The sequence below is a fragment of the Micromonospora sp. NPDC047707 genome (assembly GCF_040704235.1).
In the GTDB taxonomy this organism is placed as follows: Bacteria; Actinomycetota; Actinomycetes; order Mycobacteriales; family Micromonosporaceae; genus Micromonospora.
The window spans coordinates 43717-64685 of sequence record NZ_JBEYSU010000032.1 but is presented as its reverse complement, the minus strand read 5'-3'; the positions used below and the strand labels follow the sequence as shown (position 1 = coordinate 64685).

Below are 20969 nucleotides of genomic sequence, written 5' to 3'. Positions count from 1 at the left end.
CATCGTCGTGCGCCGACCCGATGTGCTCGATATCCCGCGATCCCCGGCGCGAGGAGTAGACGATCTGCACCGCCCGCGCACCCGACGCGGTCTTCCCCCGGTACTGATACGCAGTCGCAGGGCGACTTGCCGCCAGGAGGTGACCGCGGCTATTGCTTGAGGTCCTCGTCGTTCCACCGAGGCTTAACGCCAGGCATGCCCTCCCCCGGGTTGAAGTTGGTGTCACTGTGGACATCGACGCCGCGATCGCTAGGCCCGATGCTATACAACAACCATGAATAGCTCAGCCCGCATCACCGGTCCGTGTGGATTACTTGTGCCGCCGCCCCAAGCAGGAGTCGGACAAGGTCTCTCCGGTTTTGTGGACCGCCGCTCTCTCCGCTGAGCCAATGCGGGCGGCCGGCGCCCGCCCCCCGACGGGCGCCGGCACGGTGTGTCAGCCCTTCACGCAGACCACCTGCTTGAGGTGCGCCACCACCTCGACCAGGTCCTCCTGCTGCGCCATCACCTCGGTGATGTCCTTGTACGCGCCCGGGATCTCGTCGACCACCCCGGCGTCCTTGCGGCACTCCACGCCGGCGGTCTGCGCGGCCAGGTCGGCGGTGCTGTACGTCCGCTTCGCCTGGGCCCGCGACATCCGCCGCCCCGCGCCGTGGGACGCCGAGTGGTACGCGTCCGGGTTGCCCCGTCCCCGCACGATGTACGAACCGGTCCCCATGGAGCCGGGAATGATGCCCAGCTCGCCCCGGCCCGCCCGGATCGCCCCCTTGCGGGTGACCAGCAGGTCGACCCCGTCGTAGGTCTCCTCCGACACGTAGTTGTGGTGGCAGCTCACCGGCTCGTCGTACCGCACCTGCGGGAACCGCTCGCGGACGACCTCACAGAGCACGGCGAGCATGACCGCCCGGTTGCGCCGCGCGTACTCCTGCGCCCACCACAGGTCCCGGCGGTACGCGTCCATCTCCGACGTGCCGGCGAGGAACACCGCAAGATCCCGGTCGGGCAGGTCGGCGTTGTGCGGCAGGTGCCGCGCCACCGCCATGTGCCGCTCGGCCAGTTCCTTGCCGATGTTCCGCGACCCGGAGTGCAGCATCAGCCAGACCCGGCCGGCGTCCGCGCCACCCTGCTCCAGGCAGACCTCCACGAAGTGGTTGCCGCCACCGAGGGTGCCCATCTGCCGCCGCGCCCGAATCTCCAGCTGGGCCACCCGGCGGTCCAGGTCACCGAACCGCCGCCAGAAGTCGTCCCACCCGCGCTGCTCCAGCCCGCGGATCCGCCGCGGATCCACCGCGTCGTCGCGCTGGGCGAAGCCGACCGGAATCGCCGCCTCGATCGCGGACCGGAGGTCGGCCAGGTCGTCCGGCAGGTCGTCCGCGGTGAGCGAGGTCCGGACCGCGGACATGCCGCAACCGATGTCCACACCGACCGCGGCCGGCGACACGGCCTGCCGCATGGCGATGACCGAACCGACGGTGGCGCCCTTGCCGAAGTGGACGTCCGGCATGACGGCCACGCCCTCGACCCAGGGCAGCGCACCGATGTTGCGCAGCTGGTGGGCCGCCTGCGGCTCGATGCCGTACGGGTCGGTCCAGACCCGGACCGGCGCGCGGGTGCCCGCCAGCGGGGTGAAGCCCATCGTCGTCTCCTCGTATCGTAAAACTGTTAAGAGGGGACCCTTCCGCTACCGGAGGCGATAACAAGGGGCCCTTCCTTACACCTCGGGCAGGAAAAAGCCGCCCGGACCCGGTGGGGTGGGCGGCGGTGGGCTCCCTCGGCTCGGTGCGGGCTCGCGGCGAGGACACTACGGCCGGCGTGGGGTGACCGCAATGGATATTGGCCGGGCCGGCGGCGATAGGGTCGTGCCCATGCGGACCAAGCAGGAGCTGGGCGCGGCCATCCGGCGGGTCCGGCGGGCCGCGCTGGTCATCAACGCCCGCTCCCGGCGGGGTCGGCAGCACTACGAGCGGGCACGGGCGCGGCTGGTCGAGTCCGGTTTCGACCTGCTCGGCACGTACCCGGTCGACCGGCCCGGGCAGTTGGAGGAGAGCCTCACCGAGGCGGTCGGCCTCGGGCCGGACCTGCTCGTCGCCGGCGGCGGCGACGGCACGCTGAGCACCGCCGCGCGGCTGCTCGCGCACCGGGACGTCGCGCTCGGCGTGCTGCCGCTGGGCACCACCAACAACTTCGCCCGCACGCTGGGCCTCCCGCTCGACCTGGACGCGGCCGTCGCGGTGCTCACCGGCGGGAAGGTGGTCGACGTCGACCTCGGGCTGGTGGGCAACCTGCGGTTCGCCAACCACGTCGGCGTCGGCCTGTCCGCCGACGTGATGGCCAGCACGCCGCCGCGGCTCAAGCGGCTCGGCGGCCGGCTCGCGTACCCGGCGACGGCCCTGGCGCTGCTGGCCCGCCACCGTCCGCTGCGGGCCAGGGTGCGGGCCGAGGGGCGGGAGCACGAGTTCGTCACCCACCAGCTGTACGTGGCCAACGGCGGCTTCCACGCGGGCCGGCCGATCACGGCGGACGCGAACGCGGACGACCGGTTGCTGGTCGCGTACCCGGTGGGCGGTCCACACCGGCGCGAGCTGCTGCGCGACACCGCCCGCAACGCGGCGACCGGGCACCGCCGCACCCTGGGTGACGATCCGTTCCTCGCGGTGGGTCAACTCTGGCTGGAGACGGACCGGCCGGCGCCGGTGGAGGTCGACGGCGAGTTGTACGGCGAGACCCCGATCCGGATCGGCCTGGACGCCAACGCGTTGCGGGTGGTGGCACCCGCCGACAGCGCCGACCGCTGAACCGCGCCGTACCGGCTGGGCGTCGGTGCACACGGCCCGGGAGATGCGCCCGCCACCCCGGCGTGCACCGCGTAGCATCGGCTGCCGTGGCCCTGATGCGCGTTGACTTCCACTCCGACGTTCTCGGCCTCTCGACGTCGATGACGGTGATCCTGCCGCAGCGCACGGCCTCGCAGATCGGCATGGCCGGCGCCGCGCCGGCCGGTGATCCGCCGGTGCTCTACCTGCTGCACGGCCTCACCGACGACGACACGATCTGGCTGCGGCGCACGTCGATCGAGCGGTACGTGGCGCCGCTCGGCCTGGCCGTGGTGATGCCCCAGGCGGGGCGCAGCTTCTACCGCGACGAGGAGCACGGCAACCGGTACTGGACGTTCCTCACCGAGGAACTGCCGGCGGTCTGCGACGACTTCTTCCGCCTGTCCCGCCGGCCGGAGGACACGTACGTCGCCGGCCTGTCGATGGGCGGGTACGGGGCGGTGAAGTGGGCGCTGCGCCACCCGGACCGGTTCGCGGCGGCGGCGAGCCTGTCCGGCGCGCTGAACGTGGCGAGCCGCCGGCACCACCCCGCCCGGCCGGTCGACCCCGGCGTGTGGCACACGGTGTTCGGGGAGCGCGCGGTCGCCGGCACCGACGACGACACGGTGGCGCTGCTCGACCGGTACGCGGGCGGGCCGGCGCTCTACGTCGCCTGCGGCACGGACGACTTCCTGTACGAGGACAGCCTGCGCTTCGTCGACGTCGCCCGCGCGCGGGGTGTGCCGCTGACCGTGGACTTCTCCCCCGGCGACCACGACTGGGCGTACTGGGACGCGAAGATCCAGGACGTGCTCGCCTGGCTGCCGCTGCGCGAGCGGCCCACCGGCTGAGCGAGCGGCCGGCTGAGCGAGCAGCCGGGTGAGCGAGCGGCCGGGTGAGCGAGCGGCCGGGTGAGCCGCTCGCGGCGTGCGCAGGCGGAGCGGTCGGCGGTGGCCGGCCGACGTCGTGCCCGGTTCCACCGTCCGGCCGCCGGTTGACCGCAGGCGCTACGCTGACCCGCGGTGTGCCGGGAAGTCTGGTCGGCGAGTCGTGAGCCCCGACGACCCGGGAGGCTGCCGTGAGCGCACCCGCCATCCGCACCGAACGCCTGACCAAGCGGTACGGCCCCCTGGCCGCCCTCGACGGCCTGGACCTGACCGTTTCCGCCGGCGAGGTCTTCGGCTTCCTCGGCCCGAACGGCGCCGGGAAGTCCACCACCATCCGGCTGCTGCTCGGGCTGGCCCGGCCGACCTCCGGTCGGGCCTGGATCTTCGACGTCGACGTCGACGCCGCCGACGCCGCCGCCGCGCACCAGCGGCTCGCGTACGTGCCGGCCGACGTGGCGCTCTGGCCGCGCCTGACCGGCGCGGAGGTGCTGGAGCTGCTCGGTGCCGTCGGCCCGGGCGTCGACCGGGCCTACCGGAGTGAGCTGGTGGAGCGGTTCGCGCTCGACCTGTCGAAGCCGGCCGGCACCTACTCGACCGGCAACCGCCAGAAGGTCGCGCTTGTCGCCGCGTTCGCCACCCGCGCCCCGCTGCTGGTCCTCGACGAGCCCACCAGCGGGTTGGACCCGCTGATGGAGCGCGAGTTCCGGCGGGCGGTGGCCGACGCCCGCGCTGACGGGCGGACGGTGTTCCTCTGCTCCCACCAGCTCGCCGAGGTGGAGGCGGTCTGCGACCGGGTGGGGATCCTCCGCGCCGGGCGCCTGGTGGACGTGGCGGCGGTGCCGGACCTCCGGGCGCTGCACCGCACCGAGGTCCAGGTCCGGTTCGCCGGCCCGGTCCCGGATCTCACGGACGTTCCGGGCGTGCAGGCGGTGGAGGGCACCGGCGAGGGGGCCGTGCGGTTCACCCTGAGCGGGCCGCCGGGTCCGGCGCTGCGGCAGATCGCGGCGGCCGAGGTCAGCGCGGTGAGCATGCGGGAACCCTCCCTGGAGGAGATCTTCCTCGACTACTACGGGGAGGACCGGTGACCACCGTGGCGGCGCGGGCCGTCACCAGTTTGGCGGCGCGCCAGGTCCGGCGCGGCGCGCTGGTCGTCCTCGCCGTCACGGCCGGCATGTCCGCCCTGGTCGCCGCCACGTACGAGAGCACCATGGGCACCGAGGCCGATGCGGCGGCGCTGGCCGCCCTGGCGGAGAACCCGGCGATCCGTACCCTGTTCGGCGAGCCCGTGGCGCTGAACACCCCCGGCGGCTTCGCCGTCTGGCGCACCGGCACGGTGCTCGCTGTCCTGCTGTCGGTGTGGGGGCTGCTCGCCGCCACCCGGATCACCCGGGGCGAGGAGGAGTCCGGCCGGTGGGGTCTCCTGCTCGCCGGGCGGCTGGCCCTGCCGACCGTGCTGCGCCGGCACCTGCTCGTCCTGGCCGTGGTGATGGTGGCCGTCGGCGCGGCCGTCACCGGCGCGCTCACCGCCGTCGGCACCCCGGCCTCCGGGGCCGTACTGCACGGCGCCGGTCTCGCCCTGGCCGGGATGTTCGCGGTCGTGCTGGCCGCTCTCGCCGCCCAGGTGTTCCCCACCCGGGCCGGGGCGACCGGTGCCACGGTGGCGGTGCTCGGCGTCGGGCTGCTGGCGCGGATGGTGGGCGACGGGGTGGACGCGCTGGCCTGGTTGCGGTGGCTGTCGCCGTTCGGGCTGCTGGCGCTGACCCGGCCCTACCTGGACGACCGGGCGTTGCCGCTGGTGGTGCTGGGTGCCGCCACGGTCGCGGTCGCGGCGGCGGCGGTGCTCGTCGCCGGCCGGCGGGACGTCGACGGCGGGCTGCTGACCGGCGCCACCGGGCGGGCGCCGCGGCTGCGCCTGCTCCGCTCGGTGCCGGCGTTCGCCCTGCGCCGGTCGCTACGCCCGCTCGCCGGTTGGGCGGCCGGTGTGGGCGCGTACTTCCTGCTGATCGGTGTGGTCGCGACGTCGATGACGCGGTTCCTCACCGACAATCCGCGCTTCGCCGATCTGGCCGCCCAGGCCGGCTTCTCCGGGTTGGGCAGCGTCCGCGGATACGTGGCCACCCTGTTCGCCCTGCTCGCCGTGCCGGTCGGCGCCTTCGCCGCGGTCCGCCTGGCCGCCTTCGCCGCGGCGGAGGTGGAGCGGCGGTTGACCCCCCTGTACGCCCTCCCGGTCACCCGGCTGCGGGTGCTGGGTGCCGAGGTGGCCACCGTCCTGGCCGGGTCGGTGGTGCTCCTCGCCGTCGCGGCGGCGACCACCTGGGCCGGGGCGGCGGTCGTCGACGCCGACCTGCCGCCGGGGGCGGCGCTGGCCGGCACGCTGAACGTCCTGCCGGTCGTGCTGCTGTGCCTGGGCGCCGCGGTGCTGGCCGTCGGGTGGGCTCCCCGGGCGGTGGCCGCCCTCGGCGCCCTGCCCGCCGCCGGCGGTTTCCTGCTCCAGGTCGTCGCGGACAGCGTCGACGGACCCGCGTGGGTGGCTGACCTGTCGCCGTTCGCGCACCTCGCGGCCGTGCCCGCCACCGGGCCGAACTGGCCGGCGGCGCTCACGATGGCCGGCCTGGCGCTGGTCGCCGCCGGCGTGGGCGCCGCCGGCCTTCGGCGGCGGGACCTGCGTGGCTGAGCCGGGCGGCACCCCGCCGGCGGGGCCCGGCCCGGCCCCGCCGGTCGATCCGGCGGGCAGCGGGGCGAGGTGGGCGGCACCCGCCGTAGCCCGCGTACTGCACCACCGTCGGCAGCGGCCGGGGCGCGCCGTGGGGCAGCCGGAGCCAGGCCCGCACGGGCTGGCCCGCGTACCCGGCGAAGGTCACGTCGTACACCTCGACGGTCGTCAGCCCGGTCGCCACCGGCTCGGCCCGGACCGGCCATCCGGCCAGCCGGGCCGCGCCAGTGGTGTCGGCCCAGAAGAGGTCGAAGTCCTCCGGGTCGGTGACGGCGCCACGGTGGGCCCGCAGCCGCTCCTCCGGGACGTCGGTGTACCCGCCGGTCAACCGGCCGCCGGAGCGGGCGTCACCGTGAAGCCGGGGTGCAGGGCACGGCGGTGGTCCACGTGCCGGGCCGGGCCGTACAGGCTGACGGCCGCGACCAGCCGCGGGTCGGTGCTGGACGCCGCGAGCCGCAGCTCGAGCGCGCCCGGCTCGACGACGCGGCGCCCGTCACGCCCGGTGAACGCGAACAGGTCGGCCGGCACGGTGACCTCGACCCGGCACGCCGCGCCGGGTTCGAGGGGGATCCGGCGGTAGCCGACCAGTCGCTGCACGGGCTGCACGACGGACGCCACCGGGTCGTGGGCGTAGACCTGCACGACCTCGTTCCCCGCGCGGTCGCCGGTGTTGGCCAGGGTGAAGTGCAGCCGCAGCTCGCCGTCGGTGGCCGCCGCCGGCACGTCCACCACCAGGTCGGTCCAGGCGAAGGTGGTGTACGTCAGGCCGTGACCGAAGCCGTACGCCGGCGTCGGGTCGACGTTGGACACCCCGTTCGCCTGCCCCAGCCGGGGGCTCAGGTAGGTGGACGGCTGCGCGCCCGGCCGGCGCGGCACGCTCACCGGCAGCCGCCCGGACGGGTCGACCCGGCCACTGAGGACACCGGCGATCGCCGGGGTGCCCTCCTCGCCGGGGAAGAACGACTGCACGACCGCGGCGGCCTCGTCGACGGCGCGACCCAGCACGTACGGGCGGCCGGCCAGCAGCGTCACCACCACCGGCGTGCCGGTGTCGAGGAGCGCGTCGAGCAGCCGCTGCTGCGCGCCGGGCAGGGCCAGCGACTCCGCGTCGCAGCCCTCGCCGCTGGTGCCGCGGCCGAACAGCCCGGCCCGGTCGCCGAGGGCCGCGATCACCACGTCGGCGTCGCGGGCCGCCGCGAACGCGGCCGGCACCCCGGTGACATCGTCACCGTCGACCGCGACCCCGGTCACGGTGACCAGCTCGCTGTCCGGGAACTCGCGGCGCAGAGCCTCCGCCAGGGTGGGCAGGTCGATGCCGAGCGGCACCTCCGGATGGTGCGCCCCGACGTGGGCGGGGAACGAGTAGCAGCCGAGCACGGCGGTGCGCTGCCGCGCCTGCGGGCCGACCAGCGCTACGCGCGCCGGCCGGTGCAGCGGTAGGGTGCCGTCGTTCGCGAGCAGGACGACGGCCCGCTCGGCCACCTCGCGGGCGAGGGCCCGGTTGGCCGGCGGGTCGAGGTCGAGGCGGCCCCGCAGGGCGTCCGGGTCGGCGAGGTCAGCCCCGGCCAGGGCCGGCGGCACCGGGCTCCAGTCGGGGTCGAGGAGACCGAGCTCCGCCTTCTGCCGCAACACCCGGCGTACCGCGCGGTCGACCAGGGCCTCCGGCACCCGGCCGGCATCGAGCGCCTCCCGCAGGGGCGCGCCGAACGTGCGGACCGTGGGCAGCTCGACGTCCACGCCGGCGGCGAGGGCCGCCGCGGCGGCCTCGTCCCAGCTGCCGGCCACACCCTGCGTGGTGCGCAGGAAGGCGATGCCGAAGTAGTCGGCCACCACCGTGCCGTCGAAGCCCCACGTTCCCCGTAGCAGCCCGGTCAGCAGCGCCTCGTCGGCCGTCGACGGCACACCGTCGGTGTCGGTGTACGCGGCCATCACCGACCGGACGCCGCTTTCCCGGATCGCCATCTCGAACGGCGGGAGCATCACGTCGGCGCGCTCGCGGATGCCCATCCCCACCGGGGCGTGGTTGCGGCCGCCCCGGGATGCGGAGTAGCCCACGAAGTGCTTGAGGGTGGCCACCACCCCGGCCGACTCGAGGCCCTGCACGTACGCGGTGCCGATGGTGCCGACCAGGTACGGGTCCTCGCCGATGGTCTCCTCCACCCGGCCCCAGCGGGCGTCGCGCACCACGTCGAGGACCGGTGCGAGGCCCTGGTGCACGCCGACCCGGCGCAGGTCGGCGCCGATCGTGGTGGCCATCCGGCGGATCAGGTCGGGGTCGAAGGTGGCCCCCCAGGACAGCGGCACCGGGTACGCGGTCGCGCCCCACGCGGCGAAGCCGGCGAGGCACTCCTCGTGGGCCACCGCCGGAATGCCGAAACGGTTGGCGGCCACGATCCGTTGCTGCGTGCGCAGCAGCGACAGCGCGCCGAGCGCCGGGTCGACCGGCGCGGTGCCGAACGGGCGGGTGAGCTGGCCGAGCCCCACGTCCAGCAGGCCGTCGAGGTCGACCGGTTCCTCCATCTCGTGCTGGTGGGGGGCGACCTCGCCGCCGTCGGCGGACGCGCCGACCCACACGCCGTACAGCTGGGCGAGCTTCTCCGGCAGGGTCATCGCGGCGACCAGCGCGTCGACGCGGGTGTCGATGTCGAGGGCGGGGTCGGCCCAGGTGGCGGCGCCGGATCCGATGTCCAGGGTCACGTGGCGGTCACTTTCCCCCCACGCCCATCAGGCCCTGGATGAGGGCCCGGCGGGCGGTCAGGTACACGAGCAGGACCGGCACCATGGACAGCACCACCGCGGCCATCAGCCCGGGGATGTCGATGCCGTACTGCGTCTGGAAGTTGTACAGGCCAAGGGTGATGACCTTGGTCGAGTCGGACTGGGTGAGCACGAGCGGGAAGAGGAAGCCGTTCCACGCCTGGAGGGCGGAGAAGACGGCGATGGTGGAGATGCCGCCCCGGGACAGGGGCAGCACCAGGCGCAGGAAGACCCGGGTCGGCGTCGCGCCGTCGATGGCCATCGCCTCGTACAGGTCCGGGGTGATGTCCCGCATGGCGCCGCTGAGGATCAGCGCGCAGATCGGCAGGGCGAACGCGGCCGTGGGCAGGATGACGCCGAGCAGGTTGTCGTAGAGGCCGGTCGTGCTGATCAGGTAGAAGATCGGTACGACGACCGCGTGCGCGGGGATCGCCAGGCCGAGCAGGAACAGCCGGAACACGTGCCCGGTCAGGCGGCTGCGGCTGCGCACGATGGCGTACGCGAGCGGCGTGACGAGCAGCAGCACGATCGCCACCACGCTGGCGGTCACCACGATGGTGTTCAGGAAGTAGCGCCCGAAGCCCTGGGCGAACACCCCGGTGTAGTTGGCGAGGGTGAAGGTGTCCGGCAGGGAGATCGGGCCGTTGTCGCCGTAACCCTCGCGGGTCTGCACGGTGATCGACAGCATGACGTAGATCGGCACGCCGACGACGAGCAGCCAGGCGACCGCGCCGATCCCGGCCAGCCAGTTCGGACGGTGCCGCGTCACAGCCCCTCCAAGGTGGAGCGCATCTTGTCGTAGCCGGAGGCCCGGACCATGATCAGCGAGATGACCGTGGCCGACACGACCAGCAGCAGGGCGATGGCGGCGCCGGCGCCGAAGTCGAAGCTGCGGAACGCCTGCTGGTACATGTAGTAGGCGGTGATGGTGGTGTCGGTGCCCGGCCCGCCCTGGGTGAGGATGAGGACCGTCTCGAAGGTGGTCAGTCCGCCGACCACCATGATGACCAGCGAGGTGATCATCGCGTTGCGCAGTTGGGGCAGCGTGACGTGCCAGAACTGGTGCCACCGTCCGGCCCCGTCGATCTCGGCCGCCTGGTAGAGCACGGCCGGGATGGTGCGGGCCGCGCCCTGGTAGATCAGCGCGTGGAACGGGATGTACTGCCAGCTGGCCACGAAGACCAGGACGGCGAGCGCACCGGCCCGGCTGCCGAAGAGGTTGCCGTCGCCGAAGAGCCAGCGCGCCTGGCCGGGCACGCCGAAGTTCGGGTCGAGCAGTGCCCGCCACAGCACCGACACGGCGGTGGCGGACAGCAGCAGCGGCAGGAAGAAGATCGCCGACAGCACCGCCCGGTTGCGCTGCTGGCCTGCGGCCCAGACGCCGATGAGCAGGCTGAGCGGGGTCTGTACGGCCACGCCGAGGGCGGTGAGCAGCAGGCTGAGCCAGAGGCTGTCGATCATCACCGGGTCGTCGGCCAACCGCCGCCAGTTGGCGAGGCCCACGTACTCGACGTCGCCGATGCCGGCCCAGCTGGTGAAGGACAGGACGACCACCAGGACCAGCGGGACGAGCGCGAAGAAGGCGAAGAACAGCGTGGCGGGCAGGGCCCAGGCGAAGCCCGGGCGGGCGAGCATCACCCCGCCGCCCGGGCGTCGCACGGCCCGCCGCTCCCCGGTGGTGGCCCGGGGCGCGAGGGTGGTGGCGGCCATCCGTCAGCCGGCCTGGAGCGACTGCATGGCCTTGATGAAGCCGTCGGCGTCCATCCGCCCGTTGGTGTACTGCTGCACCGCCTGGTGGATGGTGGTGGTGGCGGCCGGCGGGTACGCCTGGTCCCAGGAGAGCTGGAACGACGGCGCCTGCTTCACCAACTCGAACTGGAACTTCGAGTACTCCGGGTTCCCCGCGGTGTCGAGGAACTTCTCGGTGTTGACGGTGGTGGGCAGGTTGCCGATGCCGAGCTGCGCCTGGACGAACTCGTCGGAGTACATGAGCTTGAGGAACTCGGCCACGGCCTCCGGGTGCTTGGTCTTCTTCAGCACCGAGTAGAAGTTGTTGGTGTTGCCCGCCACGTTGCGCGGGTCGCCCTTGCCGCCGGGGATGCTGGGGAAGGCGGTCCACCCGAGGTCGTTCTTGGCGAACTCCGGCTTGGAGTCCTGGTGGGTGGAGTACGCCCACGAGCCCATCAGCTCGAAACCGGCCTTGCCGGTGGCCAGCAGGGTCGGCGAGCCCTGGTCGGTCCACTTCACCGAGTCGAAGTTGGTGCCGAAGGCGCCGGCGTCGGTGAGCTGGCGCATTAGGTCGAGGGCCCGGCGGCTCTCGGCGCTCTCCCAGACGCTCTTGTCACCGCCGAGCGCCGAGCGGAACAGCTCGGGACCGGCCACCCGGTCGTAGAGGTACTGGTACCACATCTGGGTCGGCCACCGGTCGCCGCCGCCGAGCGCGATCGGGGTGATCTTCTTGGCCTTGAGGACGTTGACCGCGTTGAGCAGGTCGTCCCAGGTCTTCGGCGGCGTGAGACCCGCGTCGGCGAGGACCTTCTTGTTGTGGAAGAGCAGCACCGGCTGCGTGCCCCGCATCGGGATCCCGTACGCCTTGCCGTCGACCACGGCGCTGTCGAACACCGAGGGCAGGAAGTTCTCCTTCAGACCCGGGTCCTTGGCGATCATGTCGTCGAGCGGTAGGAGCAGGTCGGCCTTGACGAACGGCGCGATGCTGCCGCCGCCCCAGTTGAAGAACACGTCCGGCGCCTGGTTGGTGTTGATGATCGTCTGGAGCTTCGTCTGGTAGTCGGCGCCGGGGATGGTGTCCAGGACGGCCTTGACCTTCGAGGTCTTGTTGAACGTCTCGACGATCTGCGTCTCCACCTTGTTGGTGGCGTCGCCGTACACCAGGATGCGGATCTGGTCCGCTTCACCGCCCGCGTCGTCGCCACCGCAGGCGGCCAGCGGCAGTGTCAGGGCGAGGGCGGCGCCGACCGCGACGGCGCGGGCGAGCCGCGATCGTAGTCTCATATCGAGGCCTTTCGTTGGTGGGGGTTGGGGGTGGGCGGACCGAAAGGTGTCCGATAAACTTCCGGAACGTTTCCGTAACTTGCTCGCACGCTAGAACCGCCCCGGCATGTCGTCAACCCCCATCCGTGGGGCAAGATGACCGTGGGACGGGCGAGCCGTTCCGGAGCTGCGGTGATGCCTGGCCGGTCTTCCCGGTCGGTGAAGGAGGCGCGGGTGGACACGGACGAGGGACGCAGGGTGACCATCACCGCGATCGCGCGGGAGGCCGGCGTCTCGGTGCCGACCGTCTCCCGGGTGCTCAACGGACGGTCCGACGTGGCACCGGAGACCCGGGAGCGCGTCGAGGAACTGCTGCGCCATCACGGCTACCGGCGGCCGGGCAACCGCACCGTGCACCGCGCCGGCCTGCTCGACCTGGTCTTCAACGACCTGGACAGCCCCTGGGCCGTGGAGATCATCCGGGGTGTCGAGGACGTCGGGCACGGCGCCGGCGTCGGCACCGTCGTCTCGGCGATCCACCGCCAGCCGGCATCCGCCCGGCAGTGGTTGCAGAACCTGCGGGCCCGGGCCACCGACGGCGTCATCTTCGTGACCTCGCACCTGAGCCCGCCGCTGCACGCCCAACTGCGCCGGCTCAACGTGCCGGTGGTGGTGGTCGACCCGGCCGGTGTTCCGGCCACCGACGTGCCGACGGTCGGCGCGACCAACTGGGCGGGCGGGCTCGCCGCCACCGAGCACCTGCTCTCCCTGGGGCACCGGCGGATCGGCTTCGTCGCCGGCCCGCCGCACCTGCTGTGCAGCCGGGCCCGCCTGGACGGGCACCGCGCCGCGCTGGAGGCGGCCGGGGTGGCGGTGGACGACCGCCTGGTACGGCCCGGGGACTTCTACCACGCCTCCGGGTTCGCCGCCGGGACGGCCCTGCTCGACCTCGACGACCCGCCAACGGCGATCTTCGCGGCCAGCGACCAGATGGCGTTCGGGGTGTACGAGGCGATCCGCCGCCGGGGCCGGCGCGTGCCGGACGACGTCAGCGTGGTCGGCTTCGACGACCTGCCCGAGGCCCGGTGGGCGTCGCCGCCGCTGACCACCGTCCGCCAGCCCCTCGTCGAGATGGGACGGCTGGCGGCGCGGACGGCGCTGCGGCTGGCGCAGGGCGAGACCATCGACTCACCCCGGGTGGAGCTCGCCACCGAGCTCGTCGTCCGGGACAGCTCCGCCCCTCCACCGGGTTCCTGAGCCCTCCCCACCCCGCCGGAACGCTTCCGGTAGAGCGACGGAACTTTCGGCGGTCAGGCGCGGCGCCGGCCCCGGCGGCGTCTCCGGGGTGACCGGGCCGAGCGCACCACCAGCGTCAGCAGGCCGGCCACCCCGGCCACCGCCGCGACGATCAGCGGCCCCGGCCCGGTCAGCCCCTCCGGGAGCGGATCACCGGCGGCCACCCGACGGGCGGCGTCCCCGGCGGCCGGTGGCGCGGCGGACGCCGCGGCGTCCAGCTCACCCGGCTCGACCAGCCGGCCGACGGCGGCGTCCCGGGGCAGGGCGAAGCCCCAGTCGAGCAGGGCGGCACCCTGCTCCCAGCCCCGGGCGGGTCGGGACTCGGCGCCCAGCAACGTGACGACCAGCCGCCGGCCGTTCCGCTCGGCCGCTCCCACGTACGTGTGGCGGGCCAGGTCGGTGAAGCCCGTCTTGCCGCCGAGGGCACCCGGGTAGCGGCGGATGAGCGGGTTCTCGTTCTGGATCTGGAAACCCTTGGTGCGGGGCCGGCTCTGCGCGGGGATCTGGTGCGTCCCGGTCAGCGCGTACCGCCGGAAGGTGGGGTCGGCGAAGCAGACCCGGGCGATCAGGGCGAGGTCGTACGCGCTGGTGAACTGCCCCCGCCCGTCCAGTCCGGACGGGGTGACCGCATGCGTCTGCCGGGCGCCCAGGTGGCGGGCGAATTCGTTCATCGCCCGGACCCCGCCGGCCCGGCCGTCGGCGCCGCCGCCGAGGCGGGCGAGCACGTTCGCCGCCTCGTTCCCGGACTGGAGCAGCAGGCCGAGCCAGACCGTCTCGACCCGGTAACGCCCGCCGACGACCAGGCCGACCGCCGAGGAGCCCGGTTCGATGTCGAGGTCCTCCCGGGTCACGGTGACGACCTGCTCCGGATCGAGGCGCGGCAGCACGGCGGCGGCCAGCAGCAACTTCTGCACGCTCGCCGGGGTGGCGTGCTCGTGCGGGCCGCAGGCGCCCAGCACCTGTCCCGTGTCCAGGTCGGCGACGAGCCACGACGTCGCGGTCACGCCCGGCGGCCGGGGCGCGCCGGACGGGACGACGAGGCCCTCGGTGGCCAGCGCAGCCCCGCCCACCGCCCGGTCCTCGGCGACCGCCGGGGGCGGCGTCGGGCGGGGCGGACGCGACGGCGCGGGCGCCGGCACGGCGACGCGCGGGCACGGCACATCGGGGGCGACGGCGGTACGCCCCGGCGCGGCCGCGGCCGCCGTGGGGACCGCGACCGGCAGGAGAAGGATGCTCGCAGCAGCCGCCAGCAGCCGAACTCTCATGTCCTCCGACTCCCTCGTCGACAAGATCACGTCAGACCCTAGTTGACACGGCCGCCGGCCGGGAGAGGTTCAGCCGGGTCACCGATCGGCGCCCACCGGCCGCGCGTCGCGGGTGGCGACGAGGCTCCACCCGATCGACACGGCGAGGGTCACCACGATGACGCCGAGGGTCACCGGGATGGGCAGCTTGCCGACCGGCGTCTCGGAGAGGATCAGCTTCACGCCGGCGAAGGCGAGCAGCACCGCCAGCCCGTAGTGCAGCTTGGTGAACCGGCGCAGCAGCCCGGCCAGGCAGAAGTAGAGGCTGCGCAGGCCCAGCACGGCGAAGGCGTTCGCGGTCCAGACGATGAACGTGCTGGTGGTGATGGCGAGGACGGCGGCGACCGAGTCGATGGCGAAGATGAGGTCGGTTGCCTCGACCGCGATCAGGACGACGAACAGCAGGGTGGCGACACGCCGGCCGTCGACGCGGATGAAGAACCGCTCCCCGTGGTAGCGGGGATCGGTCGGGATCAGCCGGCGGACCAGCCGCACCACCAGGTTGCGCTCGGGGTGGACCTCCTCGTCGTGGCGGAAGGCCATCTTCCAGCCGGTCCAGACGAGGAACGCGCCGAAGACGTACGCGGTCCAGAAGAACGTCTCCAGCAGTTCGGCGCCGACGAAGATGAACACCAGCCGGAATCCGAGCGCGCCGATCACGCCCCAGAAGAGCACCTTGTGCTGGTACGCGGCCGGGACCGCGAAGTACGTGAAGACGAGCGCGAAGACGAAGACGTTGTCGACCGAGAGCGCCTTTTCGATCAGGTAACCCGCGTAGTAGGCGCCGGCCGCCTCGTCGCCCTGCCACCACCACAGCAGGACGCCGAAGGCGAGGCCGGCCGCGACCCAGACGGCGGACCAGACCGCGGCCTCGCGGAACTCGATGACGTGGTTGTCCCGGTGCAGGAACAGGTCGACCGCGAGCATCAGCGCGATGCCGGCGGTCAGCGCCAGCCAGGCCCACCACGGTACGGACAGGGACATCCCGACTCCCCTCGACCGGCCGGCGCGGATCGCCGGCGTTCCGGCCGACGGTCTCCCCGGACCGCCGGCGCGGCGGCCCGCGCCGCCGGGGCCGCCAGCCCCGTGGCACGGCACGGAACGGGCGGCGCCGTACTGACGACGGCGCGTCGGTGTCGGGTACTCCCCATCGAACTACGCATCATTATTCACGAAACATAGTTCGCTTGTCTAGCGTCCGGACGGGGCCTCCGCCGACGGGCGCTTCAGGTGGTAGCGGTGCACCTCGGTGCTGCCCTGCACGTTGTTCACGTCCTCGGCCGCGGAGACCAGCTCCCACCCCTCACGCCCGACGCGGTTGAGGTGCGCGATCGCGGTGTCGCCGTACGCCGTGACGTCCCGGCGCGTCCCGTCGGGGGCGTACCAGATGAAGCTGACGTGGAAATTGCGGCCCTGCCCCTGATAGCGGCGGACCAGAAGGGCGTACTCCCAGGCGACCATGGCCATCATTATGAGTGTCCACCGAGGACGGCGGAACGCGGGCGGTAGCGTATTGCCGTGCGGTGAACGCGGTGTGTCAACCGACCGGGACGGAGACGCCCCGGCGGGCCGTCTCGTCGGCGACGAGCGCGGCCAACCGGTCCAGGCCGGCGTCGATCTCGGCCGGGGTGACGGCGCTGACCGACAACCGCAGCGCGTGGACCGGCGTGCCGGAGTCGTAGAAGTGCGCCATCGGCGTCCACAGCACCCCGTACTCGCGGGCCGAGCGGTGCAGCAGCGCGTCGTCGACCGGGAACGGCACGGTCACCACCACGAAGAAGCCGCCGGTGGGCACGGTCCACCGGACCGGCGACCCGGCCGGGAAGCGCCGCCCCAGGCCGTCGACCAAATGATGGAGGTTCCGGGTGTACGCGGCCCGCTCCCGGACGGTGGCGGCGACCAGGCTGCACCCGTGCTCCAACAGCGCACCCCCGACCACCGCCTGGGCGATCGGCGAGGTGTTCACCGTGACCATGCTCTTGATCTTGGCGAGCTGGTCGGCGAACAGGCCCACCGTGCCGTCCGCACCGGCCACCCGCTGGTCGGCCACCACGTAGCCCACCCGCGCGCCGGGCAGCACCGTCTTCGCGAACGAGCCCAGGTAGACCACCCGGCGGGCGGTGTCGAGCGCCTTGAGCGTGGGCAGCCGCCGGGCGTCCCCCGCCGGGAAGAGACCGTACGGGTTGTCCTCGACCAGCAGCAGGTCCTCCTCGGCGGCCAGGTCCAGCAACGCGCGCCGCCCGGCCACGCCGACGCTCGTCCCCGAGGGGTTGGCGAAGTCCGGCATCAGGTAGCAGGCGCGCGGGCGCAGCCCCTCGGCCCGGGCGCGCCGCACCTCGGCACGCAGGTCACCCGCGTCCACCCCGGACGGCCCGCTGGCCACCGGGCGCACCGGCAGGTCCAGCAGCCGCGCCGCGCCGGTGAGCCCCACGTACGTCGGTGCGACGGCGAGCACCACGTCGTCCGGGCCGGCGCGCAGGGCCCGCAGCACCAGGAACATCGCCTCCTGGCACCCGACCGTCACGACGAGGGCCTCCGGGTCGACCGTCAGCCCCTCGTCGACGGCGAGGTTGCGGGCGACCAGGTGGTGGACGATCCCCTTGGTCCGCCCGTACTGGAGCAGGGTGCGGTGGACCTGCTCCGGGGTCTGCCCGAGGTCGTCGGCGAGGTGCCGGCGGAAGGTGTCCAGGTGCCGGTGCAGCGCCGCGACGTCGAAGAACTCCTCGTACGGCCGCCCGGCGGCGAGCGACACCGCATCCGGGTAGTGCTGCGCCACCTCGTTGAGGAAGTTCATCGAGTTCAGCGCGGCGTCGTCGAGGGCCGGGTGCAGGTCGGCCACGTGCAGGTCCACGGTCATGCGCACTCCACCGTCGTCGTCCGCAGGTCCCGGGCCTCGGCCGGGTCGGCGCAGCCGGCCAGCGCGAGCGCGTCCCGGAACTCGCCGGCCAGCAGCGACAGTGCGGTCTCGGCGCCGGAGCGGCCCCCGGCGGCGAGCGCCCAGAGCATCGGGCGGCCCACCAGCACGCCGTGCGCGCCGAGGGCGAGCGCGCGCAACACGTCGACGCCGCCCCGGACACCGCTGTCGAGCAACACCTCGCACCGGCCGGCAACCGCCTCGACCACCCCGGGCAGCGCGGCGACACTCGCCGGTGCGCCGTCGAGCTGCCGCCCGCCGTGGTTGGAGACCACCACCGCGTCCACCCCGGCCTCCGCCGCGCGGACGGCGTCGCGCGGGTCGAGGACGCCCTTCACCACCAGCGGGACCGGAGTACGCTCGCGCAGCCAGTCCAGGTCGGCCCAGGTCACCGCCGGCGCGAAGACCTCGCCGGTGTGGGCGGCGACGGCGGACACGCCCGGGGTGGCGGCGTGCGCCAGGTCGTCCCGGCCGGCGGGCAGGTTCGCGGCGATGACGTGCGGCGGGATGGCGAACGAGTTGCGCACGTCGCGCAGCCGGCGGCCGAGGATCGGCACGTCCACGGTGAGCACCAGCGCGGCGCAGCCCGCCGCCCGGGCCCGGTCCAGCAGGTCCGTGACGAGACCCCGGTCGCGCAGCCAGTAGAGCTGGAACCAGACCGTCCCGCCGGCGGCGGCGATCTCCTCGATCGGCGCGCTGCTCAACGTGCTCGCCACGTACGGGACGCCGGCGGCACCGGCCGCGCCGGCGAGCGCGGTCTCCCCGTCGGGATGCACCAGCCGCTGGTACGCCATCGGTGCGACCGCCACCGGCAGCGCGTGGGTGGCGCCGAGCAGCCGAGCCTCGGTGCGCGGGGTGGCCACGCCGCGCAGCACGCGGGGCAGCACGCCGACCCGGTCCAGGGCGCGACGGTTCGCCGCGAGCGTGGTCTCGGCGCCGCTGCCGCCGTCGACGAAGTCCCACACCTCCGGCGGTAGCACCGCCCGCGCCAGGTCCGCGAAGTCGGCCAGTCCGGCGGGGGCGGGTGGCTCGCCCAGCGGCACGTCCGGCTTCGACAGGGACGTCTCAGACATCGCCGGTCACCGTCCCGGCCGGGGCCGGCACCGCCGGTTCCGTGAGCCCGAACCGCTCGCGCAGGAACGCGGCGGCCTCGTCCTGGGCGCGCCGGCCGTCGTCGAAGGTGCCGGGCATCGCGAAGAAACCGTGGACCATCCCGGCGTACCGGGTGCGGGTCGTCGGCACCCCGGCGTCGCGGAGCCGGTCGGCGTACCGCTCGCCCTCGTCCCGCAGCGGGTCGTGCTCGGCGGTCACCACCAGCGCCGGCGGCAGCCCGCCCAGGTCGTCGGCGAGCAGGGGCGAGGCGAGCGGGTCCCGGGCGTCGGCCGGGTCGGCCAGGTAGTGCGACCGGTACCAGGCGACCGAGCGCCGGTTGAACAGCAGCGGGTCGTCGTCACCGGCCGGCTCCGCGGTCTGGTCGGTGTTCGGGTAGACCAGCAGCTGCGCCGCCAGCCGGGGACCGGTGTCGCGGGCCAGCAGGGTGACCGCGGCGGCGAGGTTCCCGCCCGCGCTGTCCCCGCCGACGGCGAGGCGTTCCGGGTCGGCGCCGAACTCCGCCGGGTGCGCGGCGACGAAACGGAGCGCCGCGTGGCAGTCATGCACGGCCGCCGGGAACGGGGCCTCGGGGGCGAGCCGGTAGCCGACGGTGACCACCTGGCACGGCACGGCGTTGGCCAGCCGCCGGCAGATCCCGTCGGCGGTGTCGACGCTGCCCAGCGTCCACCCGCCGCCGAAGAACCAGAGCAGGGTGGGCAGCGGTCCCGGGCCGGCCGGGCGGTGGATCCGGACCGGCACGTCGCCCGCCGGGCCGGGAACGTGCGTGTCGCGTACCTCGTGCACCGGTTCGACCACGCCGGAGCCGGCGCGGATCGCGGCGAGGTCGGCGGCGCGCGCCTCGGCGAGGGTCTGGGTGTACAGCGGTGGCGTGCCGGCGGCCGCCCGGGCGGCCCGGTACGCCACGGCCTGGGGATGCAGGCTCACGGTCGCTCCTCTCCCCCGGTGTCGACCAGGAGCTTGTCGATGCCGCGCAGGAACAGGCTGCCGCTGTAGGTCGGTGGCTCCTCGACGCGCAGCCGGGGGAAGCGGGACAGCAGCCGCGGCAGCGCCAGCCGCCCCTCCAGGCGGGACACGGCGGCGCCGAGGCAGTAGTGCGGGCCGATGCCGAACGCCAGCGACGGTGGGCCGGGGCGGCGCGGGTCGAAGCGGTCCGGGTCGGCAAACCGGGCCGGGTCGCGGTTGGCCGCGGCGAGGACGAGCAGGACGTTCTGATCGCGGGCGATCGGCACGCCGCCGAGTACGGCGTCGCGCGGAGCGGCCCGGGCCAGGAAGTGCACCGGCGCCTCCAGCCGCAGGATCTCGTCGACGGCGCCCGCGGTCAGCTCCGGGTCGCCGGGCAGCGCGGCGGCCACCTCGGGGTGGGCCAGCAGCAGCGGCAGGCCGTTGCTGAACATGTAGACGGTGGTGACGAAGCTGGCGTTGAACAGCACGATCAGGTTGCTGATCAGCTCGTCCTCGGTCAACTCGACACCGCCGGCGTCGACCGCCTCCACGAGCCCGCTGATCAGGTCATCCCCCGGGTTGCGACGGCGGTGGGCCAGCAGGCCCGCGTAGAAGGCGCGCAGCTCGGCGCCGGCGGTGTTGGCGGCGGCGAGCCGCTGCGGGGTCTTGCCGGCCACGTCCAGGAACTCGTCGATCCGGTCGACCCGCTCCCGGTACCAGGACAGGTCGGCCTCGGGGATGCCGATGAACTCCGCCATCACCCGGGCCGGCAACGGGTACGCGAAGTCGGCGACGAAGTCGGTTCCGCCGGCCCCGGCGTCGGCCATGCCGTCCAGCAGTTCGTCGGCGACCCGGAGGATCACCGGTTCGAGCGCGCCGAGCCGGCGCGGGGTGAAGGCGCCGGCGAACACGTGCCGCATCCGGCCGTGGTCCGGCGGGTTGACGAACATCATCGAGGTCTGGAAGGTCCGCAGGATCTCCTGGTCCTCCCAGCCCGGCGGGGGCTGCTTGTACCACTCCGGGTCCCGCAGGACCGCGTCGACGAGGTCGTAGCCGACCGCCACGGCGGCGATCGCCCGGTGCTCCGGGCGGGGCGGCAGCGCGGTGATCGGCCCCAGCCCGTGCAGCCCGGCGTAGGTGGGATACGGGTCCTGCCGGCCCTCGTCGCTGTAGAGACGGGTCAGCAGCTGCTGGACGTCCACCATGGATGCTCCTTGCCAGGATGCGGTGGTGCGGGCG

General features: G+C 73.9%; 18 protein-coding genes. 5 read left to right on the top strand and 13 right to left on the bottom strand.

Translation table 11 applies throughout. The annotated features are described in order from the left end of the window. Window positions 1–436 precede the first annotated feature (436 nt). Window positions 437–1636, bottom strand: a complete 1200-nt coding sequence (locus AB0873_RS26060; RefSeq protein WP_366602850.1) for an RtcB family protein — start codon at window positions 1634–1636, stop codon at window positions 437–439. A gap of 229 nt (window positions 1637–1865) precedes the next feature. On the opposite strand from AB0873_RS26060, the gene AB0873_RS26055 reads away from it, so the two are divergent. From AB0873_RS26055 to AB0873_RS26040, 4 genes are all read left to right on the top strand, one after another. After that, a complete protein-coding gene (locus tag AB0873_RS26055; protein ID WP_366602848.1) occupies window positions 1866–2795 on the top strand; it encodes a diacylglycerol kinase family protein in 930 nt (309 codons plus the stop codon). A gap of 86 nt (window positions 2796–2881) precedes the next feature. Further along, on the top strand, window positions 2882–3664 hold the full coding sequence (locus AB0873_RS26050; protein ID WP_366602847.1) for an alpha/beta hydrolase family protein: 783 nt from the start codon (window positions 2882–2884) through the stop codon (window positions 3662–3664). A gap of 227 nt (window positions 3665–3891) precedes the next feature. Next, entirely contained in the window at window positions 3892–4785 is an 894-nt protein-coding gene (locus AB0873_RS26045; RefSeq protein WP_366602845.1) for an ABC transporter ATP-binding protein, read from the top strand. Beyond that, a complete protein-coding gene (locus tag AB0873_RS26040) occupies window positions 4782–6374 on the top strand; it encodes a hypothetical protein (RefSeq protein WP_366602842.1) in 1593 nt (530 codons plus the stop codon). The genes AB0873_RS26045 and AB0873_RS26040 overlap by 4 nt, the downstream gene beginning before the upstream one ends. Here the strand turns inward: AB0873_RS26040 and AB0873_RS26035 are convergent. Genes AB0873_RS26035 through AB0873_RS26015 form a run of 5 tightly spaced genes read right to left on the bottom strand, consistent with a single transcriptional unit; the run spans window position 6298 to window position 12182 of the window. Then, window positions 6298–6741 (bottom strand): acetylxylan esterase, encoded by a 444-nt coding sequence (locus AB0873_RS26035; RefSeq protein ID WP_366602840.1) that lies wholly within the window; start codon window positions 6739–6741, stop codon window positions 6298–6300. The genes AB0873_RS26040 and AB0873_RS26035 overlap by 77 nt on opposite strands. Then, entirely contained in the window at window positions 6738–9110 is a 2373-nt protein-coding gene (locus tag AB0873_RS26030; protein WP_366602838.1) for a glycoside hydrolase family 3 N-terminal domain-containing protein, read from the bottom strand. Before AB0873_RS26030 ends, AB0873_RS26035 begins: the two co-directional genes overlap by 4 nt. A 7-nt stretch (window positions 9111–9117) precedes the next feature. Next, window positions 9118–9939, bottom strand: coding sequence for a carbohydrate ABC transporter permease (locus tag AB0873_RS26025; protein WP_366602836.1), 822 nt, complete (start codon window positions 9937–9939; stop codon window positions 9118–9120). After that, entirely contained in the window at window positions 9936–10880 is a 945-nt protein-coding gene (locus AB0873_RS26020; RefSeq protein ID WP_366602834.1) for a sugar ABC transporter permease, read from the bottom strand. The genes AB0873_RS26025 and AB0873_RS26020 overlap by 4 nt, the downstream gene beginning before the upstream one ends. Before the next feature lie 3 nt (window positions 10881–10883). Continuing rightward, the gene (locus AB0873_RS26015; protein WP_155331926.1) at window positions 10884–12182 is read right to left on the bottom strand and encodes an extracellular solute-binding protein; all 1299 of its coding nucleotides are present in this window, start codon (window positions 12180–12182) and stop codon (window positions 10884–10886) included. 213 nt (window positions 12183–12395) lie between these two features. On the opposite strand from AB0873_RS26015, the gene AB0873_RS26010 reads away from it, so the two are divergent. Continuing rightward, window positions 12396–13418, top strand: a complete 1023-nt coding sequence (locus tag AB0873_RS26010) for a LacI family DNA-binding transcriptional regulator (RefSeq protein WP_155331925.1) — start codon at window positions 12396–12398, stop codon at window positions 13416–13418. A 53-nt stretch (window positions 13419–13471) separates the two neighbouring features. Here the strand turns inward: AB0873_RS26010 and AB0873_RS26005 are convergent, their stop codons facing one another. The 7 genes from AB0873_RS26005 to AB0873_RS25975 all read right to left on the bottom strand — a co-directional run bounded on the left by AB0873_RS26005 (window position 13472) and on the right by AB0873_RS25975 (window position 20935). Continuing rightward, window positions 13472–14722, bottom strand: coding sequence for a serine hydrolase (locus AB0873_RS26005; RefSeq protein WP_366602832.1), 1251 nt, complete (start codon window positions 14720–14722; stop codon window positions 13472–13474). A gap of 78 nt (window positions 14723–14800) precedes the next feature. Beyond that, entirely contained in the window at window positions 14801–15739 is a 939-nt protein-coding gene (locus AB0873_RS26000; protein ID WP_366602856.1) for a TerC family protein, read from the bottom strand. Window positions 15740–15952: 213 nt separating this feature from the next. Further along, complete coding sequence (locus tag AB0873_RS25995; RefSeq protein ID WP_366602830.1) at window positions 15953–16231, bottom strand: hypothetical protein; 279 nt, start codon at window positions 16229–16231, stop codon at window positions 15953–15955. 67 nt (window positions 16232–16298) lie between these two features. Further along, entirely contained in the window at window positions 16299–17672 is a 1374-nt protein-coding gene (locus AB0873_RS25990) for a PLP-dependent aminotransferase family protein (RefSeq protein ID WP_366602855.1), read from the bottom strand. Next, window positions 17615–18748, bottom strand: coding sequence for an alpha-hydroxy acid oxidase (locus AB0873_RS25985; RefSeq protein WP_366602828.1), 1134 nt, complete (start codon window positions 18746–18748; stop codon window positions 17615–17617). The genes AB0873_RS25990 and AB0873_RS25985 overlap by 58 nt, the downstream gene beginning before the upstream one ends. Next, a complete protein-coding gene (locus tag AB0873_RS25980) occupies window positions 18741–19712 on the bottom strand; it encodes an alpha/beta hydrolase (RefSeq protein WP_366602827.1) in 972 nt (323 codons plus the stop codon). The genes AB0873_RS25985 and AB0873_RS25980 overlap by 8 nt, the downstream gene beginning before the upstream one ends. After that, a complete protein-coding gene (locus AB0873_RS25975) occupies window positions 19709–20935 on the bottom strand; it encodes a cytochrome P450 (RefSeq protein WP_366602825.1) in 1227 nt (408 codons plus the stop codon). Before AB0873_RS25975 ends, AB0873_RS25980 begins: the two co-directional genes overlap by 4 nt. Window positions 20936–20969 lie beyond the last annotated feature (34 nt).